Annotated in this window: 13 protein-coding genes and 1 tRNA gene; 6 read left to right on the top strand and 8 right to left on the bottom strand. The window is 66.0% G+C overall.

The window, feature by feature from the left end:
• Positions 1-7: 7 nt before the first annotated feature.
• The 5 genes from ACFOPH_RS14445 to ACFOPH_RS14425 all read left to right on the top strand — a co-directional run bounded on the left by ACFOPH_RS14445 (position 8) and on the right by ACFOPH_RS14425 (position 4,626).
• Positions 8-83, top strand: a tRNA-Thr gene (locus tag ACFOPH_RS14445).
• 751 nt (positions 84-834) lie between these two features.
• A complete protein-coding gene (locus ACFOPH_RS14440; RefSeq protein WP_312548420.1) occupies positions 835-1,680 on the top strand; it encodes a DUF883 family protein in 846 nt (281 codons plus the stop codon).
• A 298-nt stretch (positions 1,681-1,978) separates the two neighbouring features.
• Complete coding sequence (locus ACFOPH_RS14435) at positions 1,979-2,809, top strand: hypothetical protein (protein ID WP_379735995.1); 831 nt, start codon at positions 1,979-1,981, stop codon at positions 2,807-2,809.
• A gap of 96 nt (positions 2,810-2,905) precedes the next feature.
• Entirely contained in the window at positions 2,906-3,337 is a 432-nt protein-coding gene (locus tag ACFOPH_RS14430) for a DUF2231 domain-containing protein (RefSeq protein ID WP_312548418.1), read from the top strand.
• On the top strand, positions 3,334-4,626 hold the full coding sequence (locus ACFOPH_RS14425) for a PQQ-dependent sugar dehydrogenase (protein WP_312548417.1): 1,293 nt from the start codon (positions 3,334-3,336) through the stop codon (positions 4,624-4,626). Before ACFOPH_RS14430 ends, ACFOPH_RS14425 begins: the two co-directional genes overlap by 4 nt.
• Positions 4,627-4,705: 79 nt before the next feature.
• On the opposite strand, the gene ACFOPH_RS14420 is transcribed toward ACFOPH_RS14425, so the two are convergent.
• Complete coding sequence (locus ACFOPH_RS14420; RefSeq protein ID WP_379735992.1) at positions 4,706-7,822, bottom strand: efflux RND transporter permease subunit; 3,117 nt, start codon at positions 7,820-7,822, stop codon at positions 4,706-4,708.
• Positions 7,823-7,832: 10 nt separating this feature from the next.
• On the bottom strand, positions 7,833-8,972 hold the full coding sequence (locus tag ACFOPH_RS14415) for an efflux RND transporter periplasmic adaptor subunit (RefSeq protein WP_379735990.1): 1,140 nt from the start codon (positions 8,970-8,972) through the stop codon (positions 7,833-7,835).
• Positions 8,973-9,111: 139 nt separating this feature from the next.
• Between ACFOPH_RS14415 and ACFOPH_RS14410 the strand changes: the two genes are divergently transcribed.
• Positions 9,112-9,456, top strand: coding sequence for a hypothetical protein (locus tag ACFOPH_RS14410; protein WP_379735988.1), 345 nt, complete (start codon positions 9,112-9,114; stop codon positions 9,454-9,456).
• Between the two features lie 501 nt (positions 9,457-9,957).
• Here ACFOPH_RS14410 and ACFOPH_RS14405 read toward each other — a convergent pair.
• The 6 genes from ACFOPH_RS14405 to ACFOPH_RS14380 all read right to left on the bottom strand — a co-directional run bounded on the left by ACFOPH_RS14405 (position 9,958) and on the right by ACFOPH_RS14380 (position 19,350).
• Entirely contained in the window at positions 9,958-10,695 is a 738-nt protein-coding gene (locus ACFOPH_RS14405; RefSeq protein WP_379735986.1) for a 2OG-Fe dioxygenase family protein, read from the bottom strand.
• Between the two features lie 99 nt (positions 10,696-10,794).
• Positions 10,795-12,852 carry a TonB-dependent receptor gene (locus ACFOPH_RS14400; protein ID WP_312550018.1) on the bottom strand — a complete coding sequence of 686 codons (2,058 nt, stop codon included), beginning with the start codon at positions 12,850-12,852 and terminating at the stop codon, positions 10,795-10,797.
• Positions 12,849-13,361, bottom strand: a complete 513-nt coding sequence (locus ACFOPH_RS14395; RefSeq protein WP_312550020.1) for a DUF6702 family protein — start codon at positions 13,359-13,361, stop codon at positions 12,849-12,851. The genes ACFOPH_RS14400 and ACFOPH_RS14395 overlap by 4 nt, the downstream gene beginning before the upstream one ends.
• Complete coding sequence (locus ACFOPH_RS14390; protein ID WP_379735983.1) at positions 13,358-15,745, bottom strand: M1 family metallopeptidase; 2,388 nt, start codon at positions 15,743-15,745, stop codon at positions 13,358-13,360. Before ACFOPH_RS14390 ends, ACFOPH_RS14395 begins: the two co-directional genes overlap by 4 nt.
• A gap of 261 nt (positions 15,746-16,006) precedes the next feature.
• Positions 16,007-18,400 carry a M1 family metallopeptidase gene (locus ACFOPH_RS14385; protein ID WP_312550023.1) on the bottom strand — a complete coding sequence of 798 codons (2,394 nt, stop codon included), beginning with the start codon at positions 18,398-18,400 and terminating at the stop codon, positions 16,007-16,009.
• Positions 18,401-18,438: 38 nt separating this feature from the next.
• Positions 18,439-19,350 carry an alpha/beta fold hydrolase gene (locus ACFOPH_RS14380; RefSeq protein ID WP_312550025.1) on the bottom strand — a complete coding sequence of 304 codons (912 nt, stop codon included), beginning with the start codon at positions 19,348-19,350 and terminating at the stop codon, positions 18,439-18,441.
• Positions 19,351-19,501: the final 151 nt, after the last annotated feature.

Raw genomic sequence — 19,501 nt, 5'->3', positions numbered from 1 at the left:
GCGTAGAGCCGCTGTAGCTCAGTCGGTAGAGCAGCGCATTCGTAATGCGAAGGTCACCAGTTCGATTCCGGTCAGCGGCACCAAAGGATTTAAAAGTAGTAGAGAAGTTTTCAATAAAAAGCCCAGCTTGCAGCTGGGCTTTTTGTTTTGCGCTCGGTTTTTCGTAGGGTGGGTTCTCGAACCCACGCGGTCATGCCCCTGTGCACCCCCACGTTCTCCCGCATCCCGCTTCGTCCGCATGAACGCTTTTCTCGTTGTGTAGGGTGGACTCCCGAGTCCACGCGGTTGTGCTCCCGCCCGCCATACCCGTTGCCCGCATCCGGTTGGCTGGCATACCGTTCCTGATGAGCGCAACGGACTGGAGGCGCCGTACCGCGTGAACACGGGTGTCCACCCTACAAATCGCGATCGATTGTGATCCGGAAATTGATTTTTCCTGTACGCCGCGCTTTTCCCATTTTTCTGCTCGCATCTTCACGCAAATCGCATCGATCCTACGGCTCTGTTAGTCAGCGCACTGTCCCGACCTCCCATCCGTTATATTTTTTGTATCGCGACGCGGTTTTCCCGACGGCCGCAATCGTGCAGTACGTCGGATCGGCGTACGCTTGCAGACGGGATGCGAAAGTGACGTGCTATGAACGGAACTTTTGAGTTCTCCGGAGGTCATCGATACGAATCCTTGACCGAAGGCAAAATCCGAATGATCCATTGATGTAGCGCAGCTCATTCTCGCGCCTGCGTTTTGTTTCGAGCGGAATCGAGGAAGAATGTGGTGATGGTCGAGTATCGGTCTACTCCGCGTTGGTCTTAATTTTTAAGAGGACAAAAGTCATGGATAATCAAAAGTCAAGCGAGGGAAAAGGCGTTGACGCCGGCCGTCAAGGCAACGGCAGCAGCATGGGCAAGGACCAGCAATCGAGCCTGGGCAAGGACCAGCAAATCGGTTCCAGCAGCCAGAAGGGCGCTTCGGGATCGTCGGGCAGCACCGGCTCTTCGTCGGGCAGCCTGAGCGGCAGCTCGTCGTCGAGCGCCAGCCCGGCAACGGGCACCAGCACCGGCGCCGTCGGCGGCGCCAGCAACGCCGGCAGCGCAGCCGGCTCCTCGGGCAGCATGGGTTCGTCGTCGAGCGGCACGGGTTCGTCCACCCCGGGTTCGTCGAGCGGCATGGGCTCGTCCACCTCGGGCTCGTCGGGCGCAATGGGCAGCTCGTCCACTTCGGGTTCGGGTTCCTCGGGCGCCATGGGCAGCTCGTCGACCTCGGGTTCGGGCAGCTCGTCGACCGGTTCGGGCAGCTCCTCGGGCGCCATGGGCGGTTCGAGCGGTTCGAGCAGCATGGGTTCAAGCAGCGATTCGTCGTCGAAGGACGCCGGCATGATGGCTTCGATGAAGCCGGAAGACATGCACAAGTCGATCGACAAGGCTGCCGAGGCAGCCCAGCCGATGGTCGACCGTGTCGTCAGCAGCGCCCACGCCGGCGTCGACAAGCTGAGCGGCATGCTGAGCAGCGCCTCGGAAACCTTCGGCAACCGCAAGGTGCAGATGAACGACACCTACCAGCAACTGGCTGATTCCGGTCGCGAGTACATCCGCAACAAGCCGGGCACCGCCGTCGCCATCGCACTCGGCGCAGGCTATATCCTGGCCAAGCTGCTGGGCAGCAACCGCCGCGACTACTGATCCGGCGCCTGCCCCACCGACATCCCGGTCGAGCTCGCGTTCGGCCGGGATGCGGTATTTCATCACACGAAATCATCCGGAGGCAGCCATGCAAGCGCATTCGGCGAGCGGGCCGACGCACGCCCCTGCGGGCGTCCCCGGCGCTTCGAACGCGGGCGCTCCCGACGCCGTTCCCCGCACTGCTCCCGACACTGCTCCCGACCTTGCCCCTGACACTGTCCCTGACGTTGTCCGCGCGTCCCTGCGTTCCGGCGTTTCCTGGGGCGCGGTCCTGGCAGGCGCGACCAGCGCTACCGCAGTGTTCCTCGTCCTCTGCCTGCTCGGCGCGGGGCTGGGTCTTGTCACGTATCCTCCCTGGACGGACGCTGGCGGCATCGCCGTCGGCGCGTCCGCCATGCCCTGGCTCGCGTTCGCCCAGCTCGCCGCCGCCGCGCTTGGCGGCTTCCTGGCCGGACGCCTGCGCGCCCAGTGGATCGGCATCCACGACGACGAAGCCTATTTTCGCGATACCGCACACGGACTGTTAAGTTGGGCGGTGTCGACCTTGGTGGCCGCCGTCTTCCTCGGCGGTGCGTTCGGCAACATGGCCGGCGGCGCCGCGCCCACGGCTATGGTGGCGAACGGCGAAGCCGGCCATGCGCCCGAATACCTGATCGACGTCATGCTGCGCAGCGACAGGGCCGGCCCCGCCGATACCGCCTTGCGCCAGGAGGCCAAGCGCATCCTGGCTAGCGCCGTGGCCAAGGGCCGCCTGTCCGTGACCGACGACGCCTGGCTGACCCGGCGCATCGCCGACCGTACCGGCCTGAACCGGGAGGATGCCGGGAGGCGGGTCGACGACGCCTTTGCCAGCAGCGCCGCGGCTGCCGCGAAAGCCCGGGCTGCCGCGCGCGAGGCCGCCGACAGTGCGCGCGAGGCGGCGGCCAGCACTGCGCTGTGGCTGGCTGCCGCGCTGCTCCTCGGCGCTGTCGCCGCCGGCTGGTGCGCGGCGATCGGCGGCAGGATGCGCGATGGCCACGCTGGCGCTGCCCGCCAGCGGAACAGGAAGGGCATGCGCATGCGTTCAATACTGCTGTGGCTCCTAGGTGTGCCGGTTCCGATCATCGCCCTCGTCGCGATGCTGCGCTGAATTGCCAAAGCAATTTCCCTAGGGTCAAGCTAGCGCCACTTATTTCGCATAGTTGATAGTATTTAAGCAATCCTCACCACATCAAGGACAAGCCACATGTCTACCACCGCAATGCCCAACCCGGCATATCGACACCCGCCGGGCACACTGCATACCATCCTGCTGGCCGGGACCGTTCCCCTGTTCCTCGGCGCCTTGCTGAGCGATATTGCCTACTACCAGAGCTACCAGATCCAGTGGAGCAACTTCGCCTCCTGGCTGATTGCCGGTGCCGAGCTGCTCTGCGGCCTGGCGCTGCTGTTCGCGTTGATCAACCTGGTCCGGGCAAGGCGGAAGAGCGGTCATCCGCTGATGTATTTCCTGTTGCTGCTGGCGACCTTCGTGCTCGGGCTGGTGAATGCTTTCCAGCATGCAAAGGATGCCTGGGCCGTCATGCCGGCCGGGCTCGTCCTGTCGGCCATCGTGTTCTTCCTCAGCTGCCTGGCGGCCTGGGTGGGTTTGAGCCACCGCACGGGAGGTGTGAAATGAAACGATCCAGCACACTGGCATTGTTGGGCGTGAGCCTGCTGTTGGGCGCATGCAGTAACGACGGCGCGAGCACGCAGGCGCGCGGACCGGACCCCAAGCTGCCCGATCCGCAACGCGGCCTGTTGCCCGACATGAAGATCGCCGAGCCGACCGCATGGGGCGACCAGAAACCCACCGTGCCCCAGGGCTTCACGATCACGGCGATCGCCACCGACCTGGCGATTCCGCGCCAGACCCTGGTGCTCCCGAACGGCGACATCCTGGTGGCGGAAGGCCGGGGCGGCAGCGCGGCCAAGCTCAAGCCGAAAGACGTGATCGCCGGCTACATCAAGGCCAAGGGCAATACCAAGGTCAAGGGCGGCAACCGCCTGACCCTGCTGCGCGATGCCGACGGCGACGGCAAGTACGAACTGAAAACGGTGTTCGCGGAAAACCTGAATGCCCCTTACGGCCTGGCATTTGCGAACAACAAGATCTACGTGGCGAACCAGGACGAACTGGTCAGCTTCGACTACCAGCAGGGCCAGACCAAGGCCGGCGGCGCCCCGACGAGCGTTGCCAAGCTGCCCGCGGAAATCAATCACCACTGGACCAAGGCGCTGACCGTGAGCCCGGACGGACGCTTCCTGTACGTCGGCATCGGTTCGAACAGCAACATCACCGAGCGCGGCATGGAAGCCGAACTCGACCGTGCCCTAGTGTGGCAGATCGACGCCACGACCGGTGCCCACAAGCCGTATGCGACCGGCCTGCGCAATCCGACGGCCCTGGCGATCCATCCGGAAACCGGACAATTGTGGTCGGTGGTCAACGAACGCGACGAGCTGGGGCCGGACCTGGTGCCGGACTACCTGACTTCGGTGCGCGAAGGCGGCTTCTACGGCTGGCCGTACAGCTACTGGGGCCAGAACGTCGACCCGCGCGTCAAGCCGCAGGACCCGAAAAAGGTCGCGGCCGCCATCAAGCCTGACTACAGCCTGGGCTCGCACGTCGCCGCGCTGGGCCTGAGCTTCTCCGGGCCGGCGATGGGCGCGAAGTATGCCAACGGCGCCTTCGTCGGCGAGCACGGCAGCTGGAACCGCACGCCGCCGGTGGGCTACAAGGTGATCTTCGTGCCGTTCGCGAATGGCCGTCCTGCCGGCGAACCGGTCGACTTCGTCTCCGGTTTCCGTGGCGAGGACGGCAAGACGCGCGGCCGGCCAGTGGGCGTGACGGTCGACCCGCGCGGCGCGCTGATCGTCGCGGACGACCTGGCGAACACGGTCTGGCGGGTGACGCCGGCGCGTTGAACGCACCGTCGCAGGACAGGAAAACGAAAAACGCCGGTTGACATTCAACCGGCGTTTTTTTATTGCGGGGCCGTTCTTCTCACTTCATCGCACTTGGCTCTTCGCGTTTTACCGGCACATCGTGCGGATGCCGCTGCACCTTGCGCACGGCGCGCCACATCAGGTTCTTGAGGTCGTCGACATAGGTGAACACGGCCGGCACCACCAGCAGGCTGAGCAGGGTCGAGGTGATCAGGCCGCCGATCACGGCAATCGCCATCGGCGCGCGGAAGCTCGGGTCGCCCGACAGGCCGAGCGCCAGCGGCAGCATGCCAGCGCCCATCGCGATGGTGGTCATGATGATCGGGCGGCTGCGCTTGTGGCAGGCGTCGACCAGGGCGTCGAAGCGGTTCATGCCGGCGTTGCGCGCCAGGATCGCGTAGTCGACCAGCAGGATCGAGTTCTTGGTCACGATCCCCATCAGCATGATCAGGCCGATCATGGTCGGCATCGACAGCGCGCTGCCCGTGATCAGCAGGGCGACGAAGGCGCCGCCGATCGACAGCGGCAACGCGGCCAGGATGGTCAGCGGCTGCATGAAGTCGGCGAACAGCAGCACCAGCACGCCGTAGATGCAGAGCACGCCGATGGTCATGGCGATGCCGAAGCTGGCGAACAGCGCCTGCATCTCCTGGGCGTCGCCCAGTTCCGCGATCGTCACCGAGGGCGGCAGGTTCTGGAAGGCGGGCAGGGCGCGCGCCTCGGCGTTCACTTCGCCCAGCGAGCGGCCCGACAGCTCGACGTCGAGCGTGACGTTGCGGCTGCGGTTCAGGCGGTCGATCTGGGCGGGGCCGCTTTCCATCGTGATGTCGGCCACGCTCGCCAGCAGCACCGGACCGTTCTTGCCGGGCACCGTCAGGCGGCCGATGGCGTCGAGGTCGGCGCGCACCGCGTCCGGCAGCTTGACGCGGATCGGCACCTGGCGCTCGGACAGGTTCATCTTGGGCAGCGCCTGGTCGTAGTCGCCGGCGGTGGCCACGCGCACCGTCTCGCCGATCGACGCGGCGGTCACGCCCAGGTCCGCCGCGCGCGCGAAGTCGGGCCGCACGATGATCTCCGGGCGCACCAGCGAGGCGCTCGAGCTGACGTTGCCGATGCCCTGCAGCGTGCGCAGGTCGCGCTCGGCGCGCTGGGCGGCGGCGCTCAGGGCGGCCGGGTCCTCGCTGCGCAGGACCAGCTGCAGCTTGCTGCCGGTGTCGGGCTGGCCGACGGTGAAGCGGGCGCCGGGAATGGCCGCCAATTGGCTGCGCATCTGGCGTTCCAGGTCGGAGAGCTTTTCGTCGCGGTCGCTGCGGTGCACCGTGGTCACGGTCAGCACCGCGCGCCGCGCTTCGGCCGCCGCGCCGGGAGCAAAGGCGTCGCCGCTGGAGCCGCCGCCGATCGAGCTGAAGACGCCGGTCACGCCGGGAATGCGCATCGTCGCCTGGCGCGCCTGCTCGGCCACCGCATGGGTCTGGGCCAGGGTGGCGCCGGGCGGCAGCTCGACGTTGATCAGGGTCTGGCCGCGGTCGGCCGCCGGCACGAAGCCGGTCGGCAGCAGCGGCACCAGGGCGATCGAGGCGGCGAAGAACACGCCCGCCGCAATCGCGGTGAGCAGGCGGTTACGCAGGCACCACTGCATCGCGCCCATGTAGCGGCGCATCAGCGGGCCGTCCTTCTGCTCGTGCGGCTTGGCTGGTTTCAGGATGTAGGCCGCCATCATCGGCGTCAGCAGGCGCGCCACGACCAGCGAGGCCAGGATCGCCAGCACCGCGGTCCAGCCGAACTGCTTGAAGAAGCGTCCCGGAATGCCGCCCATGAAGGCGGTCGGCAAGAACACCGCGACCAGCGAGAAGGTGGTGGCGATCACCGCCATGCCGATCTCGTCGGCCGCTTCCAGTGCGGCCTGCATCGGCGTCTTCCCCATCTGCAGGTGGCGCGCGATGTTCTCGATCTCGACGATGGCGTCGTCCACCAGCACCCCGACCACCAGCGCCAGCGAGAGCAGGGTCACCATGTTCAGGGTGTAGCCGAACAGGTACTGGCCGAGGAAGGCCGGAATCACCGACAAGGGCAGGGCGGCGGCGGCGACGAAGGTGGCGCGCCAGTCGCGCAAGAAGAACCAGACCACCACCACCGCCAGCACCGCGCCTTCGTACAGCATTTCCATCGAGGCGTCGAAGTTCTCCTGCACCGGCTCGGCGTTGTCGACCACTTCGCGCAGCACCACGTTCGGGTGGGCCTTCTGCAGCTCGGCCACCGCCGCGCGCGCGCCTGCGGCCACTTCGGTTTCGCTGGCGCCGCGGGTGCGGAAGATCTCGAAGGCCACCACGCGGCGCCCGTCCTGTTCGGCCAGCGCGCGCGGCTCGGCCACGGTGTCGATCACTTTCGCCACTTCGTCCAGGCGCACGCGGCGCCCGTCCGGCAGCGGAATGTCCATGCGCGCGAGCTCCTGGGCGCTGCCCACCGTTGCCAGCGTACGCACCGATTGCTCGGCGCCGCTCACATCCCCGCGCCCGCCGGGGGCTTCCCGCTGCACGTTGCCCAGCTGGCGCGAGACGTCCAGCGCCGACACGCGTAGCGCGGCCATCCGGGCATCATCCAGTTCGACGCGGATCTCGCGGTCGACGCCGCCGACGCGCTTGACCGCGCCCATGCCGGGCACGCTCAGCAGGCGCTTGGAGACGGCGTTGTCGACGAACCAGCTCAGCTCCTGGTCGTCCAGGGCATTCGCACCGGGCTTCGGCGTCGCGGTAAAGGTCAGCACCGCGCGGCCGGCGGTGGCGGTCTTGGTCACGCTCGGTTCGCGCAGCTCGGCCGGCATGTCGGACCGCACCTGGGACACGGCGTCGCGCACGTCGTTGACGGCGTCCGACAGGTCCTTGTCGAGGATGAATTCGACGGTGACGGTGGCCACGCCGTCGAGCACGCGGGTATAGATGTTCTTCACGCCCTGCAGCGTGGCGACCGAGTCCTCGATCTTGCGCGCGACCTCGGTCTCGAGCTGGGCCGGCGCCGCGCCGTCGAGCGTGGCAATGACGGTGACGATCGGCAGTTCGATGTCGGGGAAGAACTGGACCTTGTTGGCCTTGAAGGCCAGGATGCCTGCGAAGGTGAGGAGGGCGAACAGCAGGATCGCCGGGATCGGGTTGCGGATCGAGAGGGCGGAAAAATTCATCGCTGGCCTCTTAGCGCGTCGCTACTTTGGCCGGCGTTGCCGGTTGGGGCGAGGACGCATTGCGTACCAGGTCCCCATCGTTCAGGAAGCCGGCGCCGCTGACGACGATCTGCGCGTCCGGCGCCAGTCCCTTCACCACCTCGATGCGCTCGCCCAGGCGGCGGCCGGTATCGATCTTCAGCTGGCTGACGCGGTTGTCCGGATTCAGGCGGAACACGTAATTGAAACCGTCGCGCACGGCGATGGCCTGCTGGGGCACGGTGAGGGCGCTCGACTCGCCGAGCTCGAACTGGCCGCCGGCGAACATGCCGGCCTTGAGCGGCGCGTCGGCGCGCATCGCCGGCGGCAGGTCGACGTAGACCAGGGCGGTGCGGCTTTGCGGGTCGACGGTCGGCGCGACCATGCGCACCTTGCCGCTGACTTCCGCGCCGTTGGCCGCCTTGACCACGGCGCGCGTGCCCGGTTTGATGCGGCCGATGTCGGCGGCGGTGACTTCGGCGCGCCATTCCAGCCGGCCCTGGCGGATCAGGCGGAACAGTTCGGTGCCGACGCCGACCACGGCGCCGACGGTGGCGCTGCGCGCCGAGATCACGCCGCTGTCGGGCGCAACCACCGTCGTGTACTTCAGGCGCAGCTGCTGCTGGGTGAGCGTGGCGCGGGCCGCGGCCACGCGCGCCGCCGCCGTGTTCGCGGCCGTGACGTACTGCGCCACCTGCTGTTCGCTCATCGCGCCCGATGCGCGCAGGGCTTCGCCGCGTTTCGCGTTGGCGGCCGCCTCCGCGGCATTCGCCTGGGCTTCTTTCAGCGCCGCGCGCGCCTGCGCGACGTCGGCGTTGACGGTATCGGCAGAGAACACGGCCAGCACGTCGCCCTTCTCGACCACGTCGCCGACGTTGACCTTCACGTCAGTCAGGCGCAGTCCGCCCGACTCGCTGCCGATGATCGCTTCCTGCCAGGCGGCGACGTTGCCGTTGGCGCCAAGGCGCAGCGGCAGCGTCGCCGTTCTGGGTTGCGCCGTGGTGACGGTCAACGCGGGCGTGGCTGGCGCGTTCTTCTTCTCGTCGGCGTCGCGCCCGCAGGCGGCCAGGATCAACAGGAGCAGGGCGGCCGGCGCGGCGCGCAGGAGAAGGCGGGAATTCGATGAGGACATAATGGGTTCCGTGGTCGGACGAAGCGGTCGGTCGATAGCATCGGGTAGTTTACCAAAAGGCATAAAAAGTTGATGCGAATTCAAGTACGACCCATTCGCCCGCTCCTCGCTACAATGGTTTTTTGAACTGGAGATGACGATGAAGCGAGTTTGGTTGACTGTCGCACTGGCTGCCGTGCAGCCCCTGTATGCCGTTGCCCAGGAGCCGGCGAAGCCCGACGCGCCCTGCCGGGTCGCGGAAACGGCCGACGAGCGCGCCTCGGCCGCGCTGCCCGCGCGCGCCGGCACCCACCCGATGCCCGAACGCGGCACGGTCGCGCCGGCCACCCACGTGCCTTCGACCGCGGTCAGCGCCTCGTCGCGCGCGCTGGCGGCGGCAAAGGCGCGCGAAGAACAGGCACAGAGTGCGAAAAAAGACACGCAGGACGGATGCCAGCCGGCGGCCCAGCAGGCCGCCCCGGTTCAGGGCGCGCAGAAGGGTTGAGCGAGGAGGGTGTGGCAATCTTGCACCGGAAGCGTGCGTTATGCGCCGCCTGCGCACCCGCATGATGCGCTGCGACATAATGGTCCGGCCGGGTGTGGGGTGGATTGGTTGTCAGGACGCAGTACGTAGGAGAGGGCCGACGTGCTTACGGTAGTTTTACCGTATTGCACTGCACAAAAAACCACGTTATATTAGAACCGTCTCCTCCAGTTTTTCTCCGAAATACTGGATTGCCGCCCGCTACCGCCAGGTACGCGGGCGTTTTTTTTGCCTGATTATGGGCCAGGGGGCGATCCGTAGGGTGGGCGCCCCGTGCCCACGCGTTACGGTCAGGTCCGCAAGTCGATGACAGTAAGGTGTCGCCCGCAACGTATGCGATGGACAGAACCCTTTGCATCGAGCGCGGTTTCGCTCGGCGTTTGCGGGCGATATGTTCTGGCAAACGAGGCAGGGATGCGCACGAAACGCGTGGGCACGAGTGCCCACCCTACGTTGGCGTGCTTAAGCGTCTTCGCCCTGGAACGCGCCGGCGCGCCAGGTCAGCACCAGCGTATCGCGGTGCCCGTGCTCGTCCAGCGGCTGGATCGGCGTCGATTCGTGAATGACGGCGGCGTCGTCGAGCAGCAGCATGGTCCACGGCTCGGTCATGGTGAAGCGCTGGCCGCGCGGGCCGTCCGCTTCGAACACGCGGGTCTCGCCGCCCTTGATGCCGGCGCGGCCGATCAGGATCACGGCGACGAAGTCGACGCCGTCGCGGTGCGCGCCTTCCGGCGTCGGGCGGCCGATGCCGTCGGCGGTATCGATGCGGAACTGGTGCGCTTCCACATACCAGGGCTGCTCGCCCTTCACCCTGGAGCAGACCGCGCCCAGCGCGCGCAGCAATTGCTGCCAGGCCGGCTGGGCGATGGTCGTGTCCTCGACCGGTTCGAACAGGCGGTGCATGCCGCCGTGCAGGGCGTTGTACTCGACCGGCTGCCAGTGCGCGCGGTGCGGCGTCTGCGTCAGCGCTTCTCCGCTGTCGACGAAGCAGGAATGGCGGCGGCGCCGGTAGCGGCCGCCGTCCTTCAGGTAGTTGTCGAGTTCGAGATGGTCCCAGCTCGGCGCCAACGCCTGCAGTTCATCCAGCGTGCAGCCGGACAGGGCGGCGACGTCGCGCGGACGCAGCAGCGCATAGCCTTCGATGCGCAGGGCGTCGACGAGGCGGGAAGGATCGGTATAGGGTGGTTCGGAAGTGATCATCCCGGTAGCGTAGCACTTTTCCCAGGGGGCGGTGAAAGAGGCGGCCCCGCCGCCTCTTGTTCTACGTCAACTCCCTACGTCAATTCGCTACGTCAACTTTCACCAGGTCTTGGTGAGCGTCACGCGGAACGAGCGCGGCTCGATCGGATGGAAGTGGATGTCCTCGCGCGCGTCAACCTCGCCTGCCAGCTGCGAGGCATAGAAGTAGTCGATCGCGGAGTCGCGCCGGTTGGCCAGGTTGAAGCCCTCGAGTTCGAGCTGCATGTCCTTGCCGATGCGGTAGCCGATCCGGCCGTTGAGCGTGGTGCTGGCGTGCGAGCGCACGCTGTTGTCCTCGATCAGCGGACGCGGGCCGAAGTAGCGCAGGCGCAGCGCGCCCGACCACGGTCCGACCTTGTCGACGGTGAGGGCGAACTGGCCCACGCCTTCCACCGCACCGGGGATCCGGTTCCCATCCGGGTTGCCGCCACGCGAGCGGGCACGCGCAAAGGCGGCGTCGAAGTCGACCGCCAGCCATTTCAGGGGCCGCCAGTAGTTCGAGAACTCGATGCCATAGCGGCGGCTGGCGTCGCCCGCTTCCGTCATGCCGGCGTCGCCGATGTAGGTCAGCTCGGAGTCGAAGTCGAGCTTGTACAGCGACACGGCGGTCTGCATCTTGGGAATCGCTTCCGTGCGCAGGCCGAGTTCCATGCCGCGCGAACGCACCAGGCCCGGCGTGCGCTCGACGCTTTCCAAGGTCGCCGGGTCGATGCCGGCGACCGTGCCGCGCGCGTCGTTGCTGTGGAAGCCGTGGCCGTAGTTCAGGTAGAACTCGGTCGAATCGAGCGGCGCCAGGATCAGGCTGAGCGAGGGGCTGAGCTGGGTGTCGCTGGCGCGGCCGCTGTTTTCCAGGCGGTCGCTGCGCACGTCGAAGCGGTAGCGGTCGGCGCGCACGCCGGCCACGGTGCGCACCACCTCGTTCCAGCGAGTGGCGCTCTCGACGAACAGGCCGCCGCTGGTCTCGACGATGTGGTCCTCGCGCGTGGTCGCCAGCACCTGGCGCGCGCGCGTGTTGTAGAGCCCATTGAAGATGTTGTCGTTCTGCAGGCGCGCGCCGACCGTCAGGTCCGAGGCCATGGTCTCGCCGCGGTGCACGTGCCAGGTCTGGGTCGCATCCAGGCCGCTGGTGACGCGCCGGTCCGGCTGGGCGAACTGGTCGCCGTCGACCGGGTCGTTCATGAAGTAGGTGAAATTCGAGAACAGGTCGAGCTGGTTGCGGATCACGTAGGCACTCAGCTTCGAGGCCGAATCGGCGTCGGTCTGGCGCCAGATGCCCGACAGGCTGTAGCGGCGCGCATTGCCGCCGTCGGTGTCGTCGATGGCATCGAAGCGGCCCAGCGTGCCATCCTGGACCGCGCGCAGCGGGATCTGGTCGGTGGCGTTCCAACGGCCGCGGTAGGCCATCGCCGTGACGCTCCAGCCGTTGTTGGCGAAGCCGCGGCTGTAGCGCAGCACGGCGTTGGTCTTGCGGTAGTCGTCCGGGCGCGTCCACGGGCCGTCGTTCTTCATCGCCTCGATCGCATACAGCAGCACGCCGCCGGCCACTTCGGGCGCGCCGGCAACCACGCCGCGCGCGAAGCCGTCCTGGCCCAGCGTGACGCTGGCGATGTCCTTCACCAGGCGGTTGGCGTAGCTGATCTCGGCGCTGCCGGCCGAGGAAAAGTCGCCGCTGCGCGCCGAGTACGGACCCTTGCGGTAATCGAGGCGGCCGACCAGTTCCGGGATCAGGAAGTTGACGTCGGTCCAGCCCTGGCCGTGGGCGTGGCTGCGCTGGTTGACCGGCATGCCGTCGACCCAGGTCGCGAGATCGGTGCCGTGGTCGAGGTTGAAGCCGCGCAGGTAGAACTGGTTGGCCTTGCCTTCGCCGCTATGCTGGCTGGCGATCAGGCCGGGCATGGCTTCCAGCATTTCGCCGGGACGGTAGGCGGTGCGCGCGGCCAGCTCCTTCTGGCCGACGGTGCCGGCGTTGGCGGAATCGGCAATGCCGAGCTGGCTCATGCGCGAACCTTCGACCAGCACGCGCTGCAGCACGAGGTCGTCCGCCTGCGCGGCGTGATGAATGAATAATGCAGGCAAGGCGCAGAGTAGCGCACAGGGTAGGGGGCGAAGCTGGATCATGGTATTTCCGGGCGGGTCGGCTGTTCTGTTTTGTCGCGGTCGAAGGTGAGGGTGCGCACGGCGTTGCCCTCGTTGAGGTTGACGGTGTTGACCTGGTCGGGCAGGAAGTCGGTCAGCACCTCGTGGTGCACGGCGCCGGCCTTCCACAGCGGGGTCTGCTCGACTTCCTGGTAGATCGTCACGTAGTCGGCATTGACCGAGACGCCGACCCAGCGCACGGGGAGGCGCGTCCTGTCCCGGCCGTACAGCCAGAAGCGCCCGTCGATGTACTTGCGCAGCACGTCCTGGTCGTCCGGCTCGGACAGGTCGAACTGGCGCCCGTACATGTTGGCCAACAGGCCATCGATGTCGTGCGCCATGTAGGTGTGGACGATCTCGGTGCTGCCGGTGCGGGCATTGAAGGAGATGTCCGTCATCCCCGCATGGAAGCGGTGCGCCCATGCCGCCGTGCTCGCGCACAGCAGCAGGCTCGCCGCCAACAGCGCCCACCACTTCGGCCAGCGCATCATTGCGCCGCCTTCGGCGTTGCGCCGTCCGTCGCCTTCGTTTCAGGCGTCTTCAACTTGGTATTGAAGTCCTTCATCATGTCGTTCTGCCCGCTCTGGGTCTTGAACAGCTCCAGGCGCGACGGCGTCAGCTTGCGCGGCCAGGCGTTGTTGCCGGTGTCGATGTCGGCAGTCTCCCAGTAGGGGTCCTGGACCAGCGACACCATCGGCTCGTCGGTGACGATCAGCTTGGTGATCTTCTTCGGAGAATACCGCCAGACTTCGGCCGGGATGCGCTCGATAACCTTCTTGCCGCTCTTGAGCTCGATCTCGAGCACCAGCGGCGTCACCAACCCGCCGAGATTCGAGAAGTCGACCAGGTACAAATGCTTGCCCTCCTTCAGCAGGGCCTTTTCCCAGTCTTCCAGCTTGGACTGCGCCTCGTTGAATTTGTTGCGGTCGGCATTGGTGACGGTGAAGTCGTCGTGCTCGTTGTAGAAGTCCTTCAGCTCGGGATGCGCGTCGACGCGGCGCGCCATGCCCTGGTTGCGCTGTTCGGTCAGCGACAGCGGCTCGGCCTGTTTCAGCTTGCGGCGCAGGGCCTTCTCGACTTCCGGATCCTGGCTGCTGATGGTGTACTCGCTGATGCCGTCGATGCTGACGTCGACCGCGTCGGTGGTGTAGAACCAGCCGCGCCAGAACCAGTCGAGGTCGGTGCCGGAAGCGTCTTCCATGGTGCGGAAGAAGTCGGCCGGGGTCGGGCGCTTGAACTTCCAGCGCTGCGCGTACTCGCGGAAGGCGAAGTCGAACAGCTCGCGGCCCAGCACCGTCTCGCGCAGGATGTTCAGGGCGGTCGCCGGCTTCGCGTAGGCGTTGGCGCCGCGCTGGAGCGTCGACTCCGCATTGGTCATGATCGGCACCTGGTTCTTGCTGCGCATGTAGTCGACGATGTTGCGCGGGTCGCCGCGGCGCGCCGGGTAGTTCTCTTCCCAGGCCTGCTCGGCGAGGAACTGCACGAAGCTGTTCAGGCCCTCGTCCATCCAGGTCCACTGGCGCTCGTCCGAGTTGACGATCATCGGATAGTAGTTGTGGCCGACCTCGTGGATGATCACGCTGATCAGGCCATACTTGGTCGCTTTCGAATACGTGACCTCGCCGGTCTTCTTGTCCTTGGTCGGACGCGGGCCGTTAAACGAGATCATCGGGTATTCCATGCCGCCCACCGGGCCGTTCACGGAAATCGCGGTCGGGTAGGGATAGTCGAAGGAGTATTTGCTGTACTGCTCGATGGTGTGGATGATGGCCGGCGTGGAATATTTTTCCCACAGCGGGTTGCCTTCCTTCGGGTAGTAGGACATCGCCATCACGTCGGTATCGCCGCTCTTGATTGCCTGCGCGTCCCAGATGAACTTGCGGCTCGAGGCAAAGGCGAAGTCGCGCACCTTGTCGGCCTTGAAGCGCCAGGTCTTCATGGTCTTCGAACGCGCCTTCTCGGCGGCTTCCGCCTCGGCCTGGGTGACGATGATCACCGGCTTGTTCGCCTTCTTCGCCTGCGCCAGGCGCTCGCGCTGGGCGGGGCTCAAGACCGCACCCGGATTCTGCAGCACGCCGGTCGAGGCCACGATGTGGTCCGACGGGACCGTGATCTCGACGTCGTAGTCGCCGAATTCGAGCGTGAATTCGCCGTCGCCCAGGTACTGCTTGTTCTGCCAGCCGGCGGCGTCGTAATAGGCCGCCATGCGCGGGAACCACTGGGCGATCTCGAAGATGTCGTTGCCGTCTTCCTTGAAGCGCTCGAAGCCCATGCGGCGGCCCAGCACGTTCATCTCGGGGATGTTGAAGCTCCACTCCAGCGCGAACGAGAAGCGCGAACCCGGCTTCATCGGCTGCGGCAGGTCGATGCGCATCATGGTCTTGTTGATGACGTGGTGCAGGGGGCGACCGTCGGTCGTCTTCACGCTCTTGATGTCGAAACCGCCCTCGAACTTGCGGCTCTCGAAAGCGAAGCGCATGGCGTCGAACTTCACGCCTTCGGCGCCGCCCTTCTGCCAGGCGTCGCGCGAGGGGATGGTCGAGATGTTGCGGTTGTCCGAATCGCCGCGGAACATGTTCTGGTCCAGCTGCACCCACAGATAATTCAAGGTGTCGGGCGAGTTGTTGGTGTAGGTGACGGTGCCCGCGCCGTTGATGGCGCGCTTGTCCTCGTCCAGCGTGGCGCGCAGCTTGTAGTCCGCGCGCTGCTGCCAGTAGGCGTGGCCCGGCGCGCCGGAGGCGGTGCGGGTGCTGGTCGGGGTGGGCAGCAGCTCGTCGAGCTGGCGGAACTTGTCGTCGAACTTGTCGGCGGCGTGGGCGCCGGCGGACAGGGCGAAGAGGAGGGCGGCGCCGCGCGCCAGGTGCTTCATGTTCATGGGTATTCGAATGGTTTTTAAAGCAAAACAACCGGTGGCCGCATTGCGCAGCCACCGGCTTGAACGTAGGGTGGGCACTCCGTGCCCACGCGTTACGTGCTTATGAATTTGTTGTTGGCGGTGACGTATCGCCCGCAATCCCGACCGAAGCCAGGTAGTGCCTGGTTGGAGGCCATTACATGCGTTTCGAGCGACACTTCACGGCAGTTAACTACGGAGCAGTGCGTAGCGCGTGGGCACGGCGTGCCCACCCTACGATCGTCACTGCACGACCGGCACCGTCTCCTTCTTCGGTTCTTCCTGCGTCGCCGCCTTTTCCTCAGGCGTCTTCAGCTTGGTATTGAAGTCCTTCATCAGGTCGTTGCCGCCGCGTTCGGTCTTGAACAGTTCCAGGCGCGACGGGGTCAGCTTGCGCGGCCAGGCGTTGTTCGACTGGTCGATGTCGGCCGTTTCCCAGTACGGGTCCTGCACCAGCGACACCATCGGCTCGTCGGTGACGATCAGCTTGGTGATCTTCTTCGGCGAGTAGCGCCAGACTTCGGCCGGGATGCGCTCGATGTACTTCTTGCCGCTCTTGAGCTCGATCTCCAGCACCAGCGGCGTCACCAGCCCGCCGATGTTCGAGAAGTCGACCAGGTACAGGTGCTTGCCTTCGTTCAGCAGCGCCTTTTCCCAGTCTTCCAGCTTGCCCTGGGCTTCGTTGTACTTGTTGCGGTCGGCGTTGGTGACGGTGAAGTCGTCGTGCTCGTTGTAGAAATCCTTCAGCTCGGGATGCGCGTCGACGCGGCGCGCCATGCCCTTGTTGCGCTGGTCGGACAGCGAGACCGGTTCCGCTTCCTTCAGCTTGCGGCGCAGGGCCTTCTCCGTTTCCGGATTCTGCGAGCTGATGGTGTACTCGCTGATGCCGTCGACGCTGACGTCGACCGCGTCGGTGGTGTAGAACCAGCCGCGCCAGAACCAGTCGAGGTCGGTGCCCGAAGCGTCTTCCATGGTGCGGAAGAAGTCGGCCGGGGTCGGACGCTTGAACTTCCAGCGCTGGGCGTATTCGCGCAGGGCGAAGTCGAACAGCTCGCGGCCCAGCACGGTCTCGCGCAGCACGGTCAGCGCGGCGGCCGGCTTGGCGTAGGCGTTGTTCCCGAACTGCAGCAGCGACTCCGAATTGGTCATGATCGGCACCTGGTTGCGGCTCTTCATGTAGTCGGTGATCAGGCGCGGTTCGCCGCGCATCTCCGGCCATTGTTCTTCCCACGCTTCCTGGGCCAGGGTCTGCACGAAGGAGTTCAGGCCCTCGTCCATCCAGGTCCACTGGCGCTCGTCGGAGTTGACGATCATCGGGAAGTAGTTGTGGCCCACTTCATGGATGATCACGCCGATCAGGCCATACTTGGTGCGCTTCGAATAGGTAATCTCGCCGGTCTTCTTGTCCTTGGTCGGACGCGGGCCGTTGAAGGTGATCATCGGGTATTCCATGCCGCCCACCGGGCCGTTCACGGAAATCGAGGTCGGGTAGGGGTAGTCGAAGGCGTACTTGTTGTACTGCTCGATGGTATGGATGATCGCCTGGGTCGAGTACTTCTCCCACAGCGGGTTGCCTTCCTTCGGGTAGTAGGACATCGCCATCACGTCGGTGTCGCCGCTCTTGATGCCCTGCGCGTCCCAGATGAACTTGCGGCTCGAGGCGAACGCGAAGTCCCGCACGTTCTTCGCCTTGAAGCGCCAGGTCTTCGTGGTCGTGGCGCGCTGCTTTTCCGCGGCTTCGGCTTCCGCCTGGGTCACGATGATCACCGGCTTCTTGGCGGTCTTCGCCCTGGCCAGGCGATCGCGCTGGGTGGCGGTCAGCACCGAGCCCGGATTCTGCAGCACGCCGGTCGAGGCCACGATGTGGTCCGACGGCACCGTGATCTCGACGTCGTAGTCGCCGAATTCGAGCGTGAATTCGCCGGCGCCCAGGAACTGCTTGTGCTGCCAGCCGACGGCGTCGTAGTAGGCCGCCATGCGCGGGAACCACTGGGCGATCTCGAACAGGTCGTTCTTGTCGTCGAATTTTTCGTAGCCCGAACGGCCGCCCAGGACCTTCTGCTCGTTGATCTTGTAGTTCCACTCGATGCCGAACGAGAAGCGCTGGCCGGGTTTGAGCGGCTGCGGCAGGTCGATGCGCATCATCGTGCGGTTGATGACGTAGGGGAGCTTGCGTCCGCCGGCGGTCACCGCGGTGATGTTGAAGCCACCGTCGAAGCTCATCGCTTCGAGCGTGGTGCGCATGCTGTCGAACTTCATGCCTTCTTCCGGGCTGCGCGGCTTGGCCCAGGCCTCGCGCGAGACCGCCGTCGCCGAGGTGCGCGCGTCCGAGTTCGGCTTGTAGATGTTCTGGTCCAGCTGCACCCACAGGTAATTCAGGGTGTCCGGGGAATTGTTGTGGTACGTGATCGTCTCGGCGCCGCGGATCGCGCGGTTGGCTTCGTCGAGGGTGGCGCGGATGGTGTAGTCCGCGCGCTGCTGCCAGTAGGCGTGGCCCGGCGCGCCCGACGCGGTGCGGATCGTCGTCGGCGTCGGCAGCAGCTCGTCGAGCTGGCGGAACTTGTCGTCGAAAGGTTCGGCCGCAAAAGCGGACGCGCCGAGGCACAGCGCCGCCAAGGCCAGTGGCAATCGGATCATGTTTCCCCTGTTTTTATGTTTAGTTTGGAGAAACTATTCTAATGGTATCTCTTGGGCAAGCCTCGGCTAATTTGTAAAAAAGCTGATACATGAGGCTGGCCGGCGCGCCTGGCTTTCAATATTTCGCGGATGGCGGCGCTGACGATCTCCGGATGCGTGACCTGCATCTGGTGCGAGGCATCGGCCACCACGGTCTTCGCTTTCGGGTATAGCCCGCGCACGTAGGCGCGCGTGTCTTCGTCGAGGTTGAAGGCGCCGAAGTCGACCGCGATCGCGGTCGAGGACAGCGGCCGGTTCACCAGCCGGATGATCGGCTTGTCGTCGATGCCCGGCAGCGCGGCCACCATTTCGCCGGTCTCGTGGATGCGGTCGATCTCCTCGCCCACAGTGCGCGAAAACAACAGCCACTTGCCGGCGCGGGTGAGGAAGGGGAAATCCACGGCTTTCTTGACCACGCGCGGATACAGCGCATCGACCAGCACCAGGCCTGTGACTTCCTCCGGATAGCGCCGCGCGAACAGCTGCATGTACAGGCCGCCGAGCGAATGCCCGACCAGCACGTAGGGCGGCGCCAGTCCCTTGCGCCTCAAGCTGGCACGCAGTTCCTCGACGATAGTGGCGCCGTCGCGCGGCGCATCGGTCGCCTCGCTGTTGGCGTAGCCTGGCCGGTTGTAGGCGAACACGGTGGCATGCGGGCTGACTGCGTCGAGCACCTTGTCCCAGCCGTCCAGGGTGGCGCGCGAGCCGTTCTCGAAGACGACGGTCGCCTGCGCCGCCGGGTTGCGGATGACGAGCGACTCGAGTTTGCGGCCGTCGACAATGTCGATGCTGGCCGGTCCGGCGGCCGGCGCCGGCGGCGCGCAGAGCAGGAGCAGCGAACAGGAGGCCGCGCGCAGCGCCAGGGCGCGGGCGGGGGAGAGCAGGGGCTTGAAGGTGCGCGGGAGCGTCATGGTTCGATGAGGGTGGGCCGAAAACCCTAGTGTCGTGGTTGATGCGGGATGGCGCATGTCTCTTGCGACGAACGGCAAGCCGGGGCGACGGATTGCCGGCGGCTGGGGCTGACCGGCATGCCTGCAGGAGAGGCAGCCGCACACGCGCGGG

Source organism: Massilia haematophila (assembly GCF_042647645.1).
GTDB lineage: Bacteria > Pseudomonadota > Gammaproteobacteria > Burkholderiales > Burkholderiaceae_D > Telluria > Telluria haematophila.
This window is presented reverse-complemented; position numbering and strand designations above follow the sequence as displayed.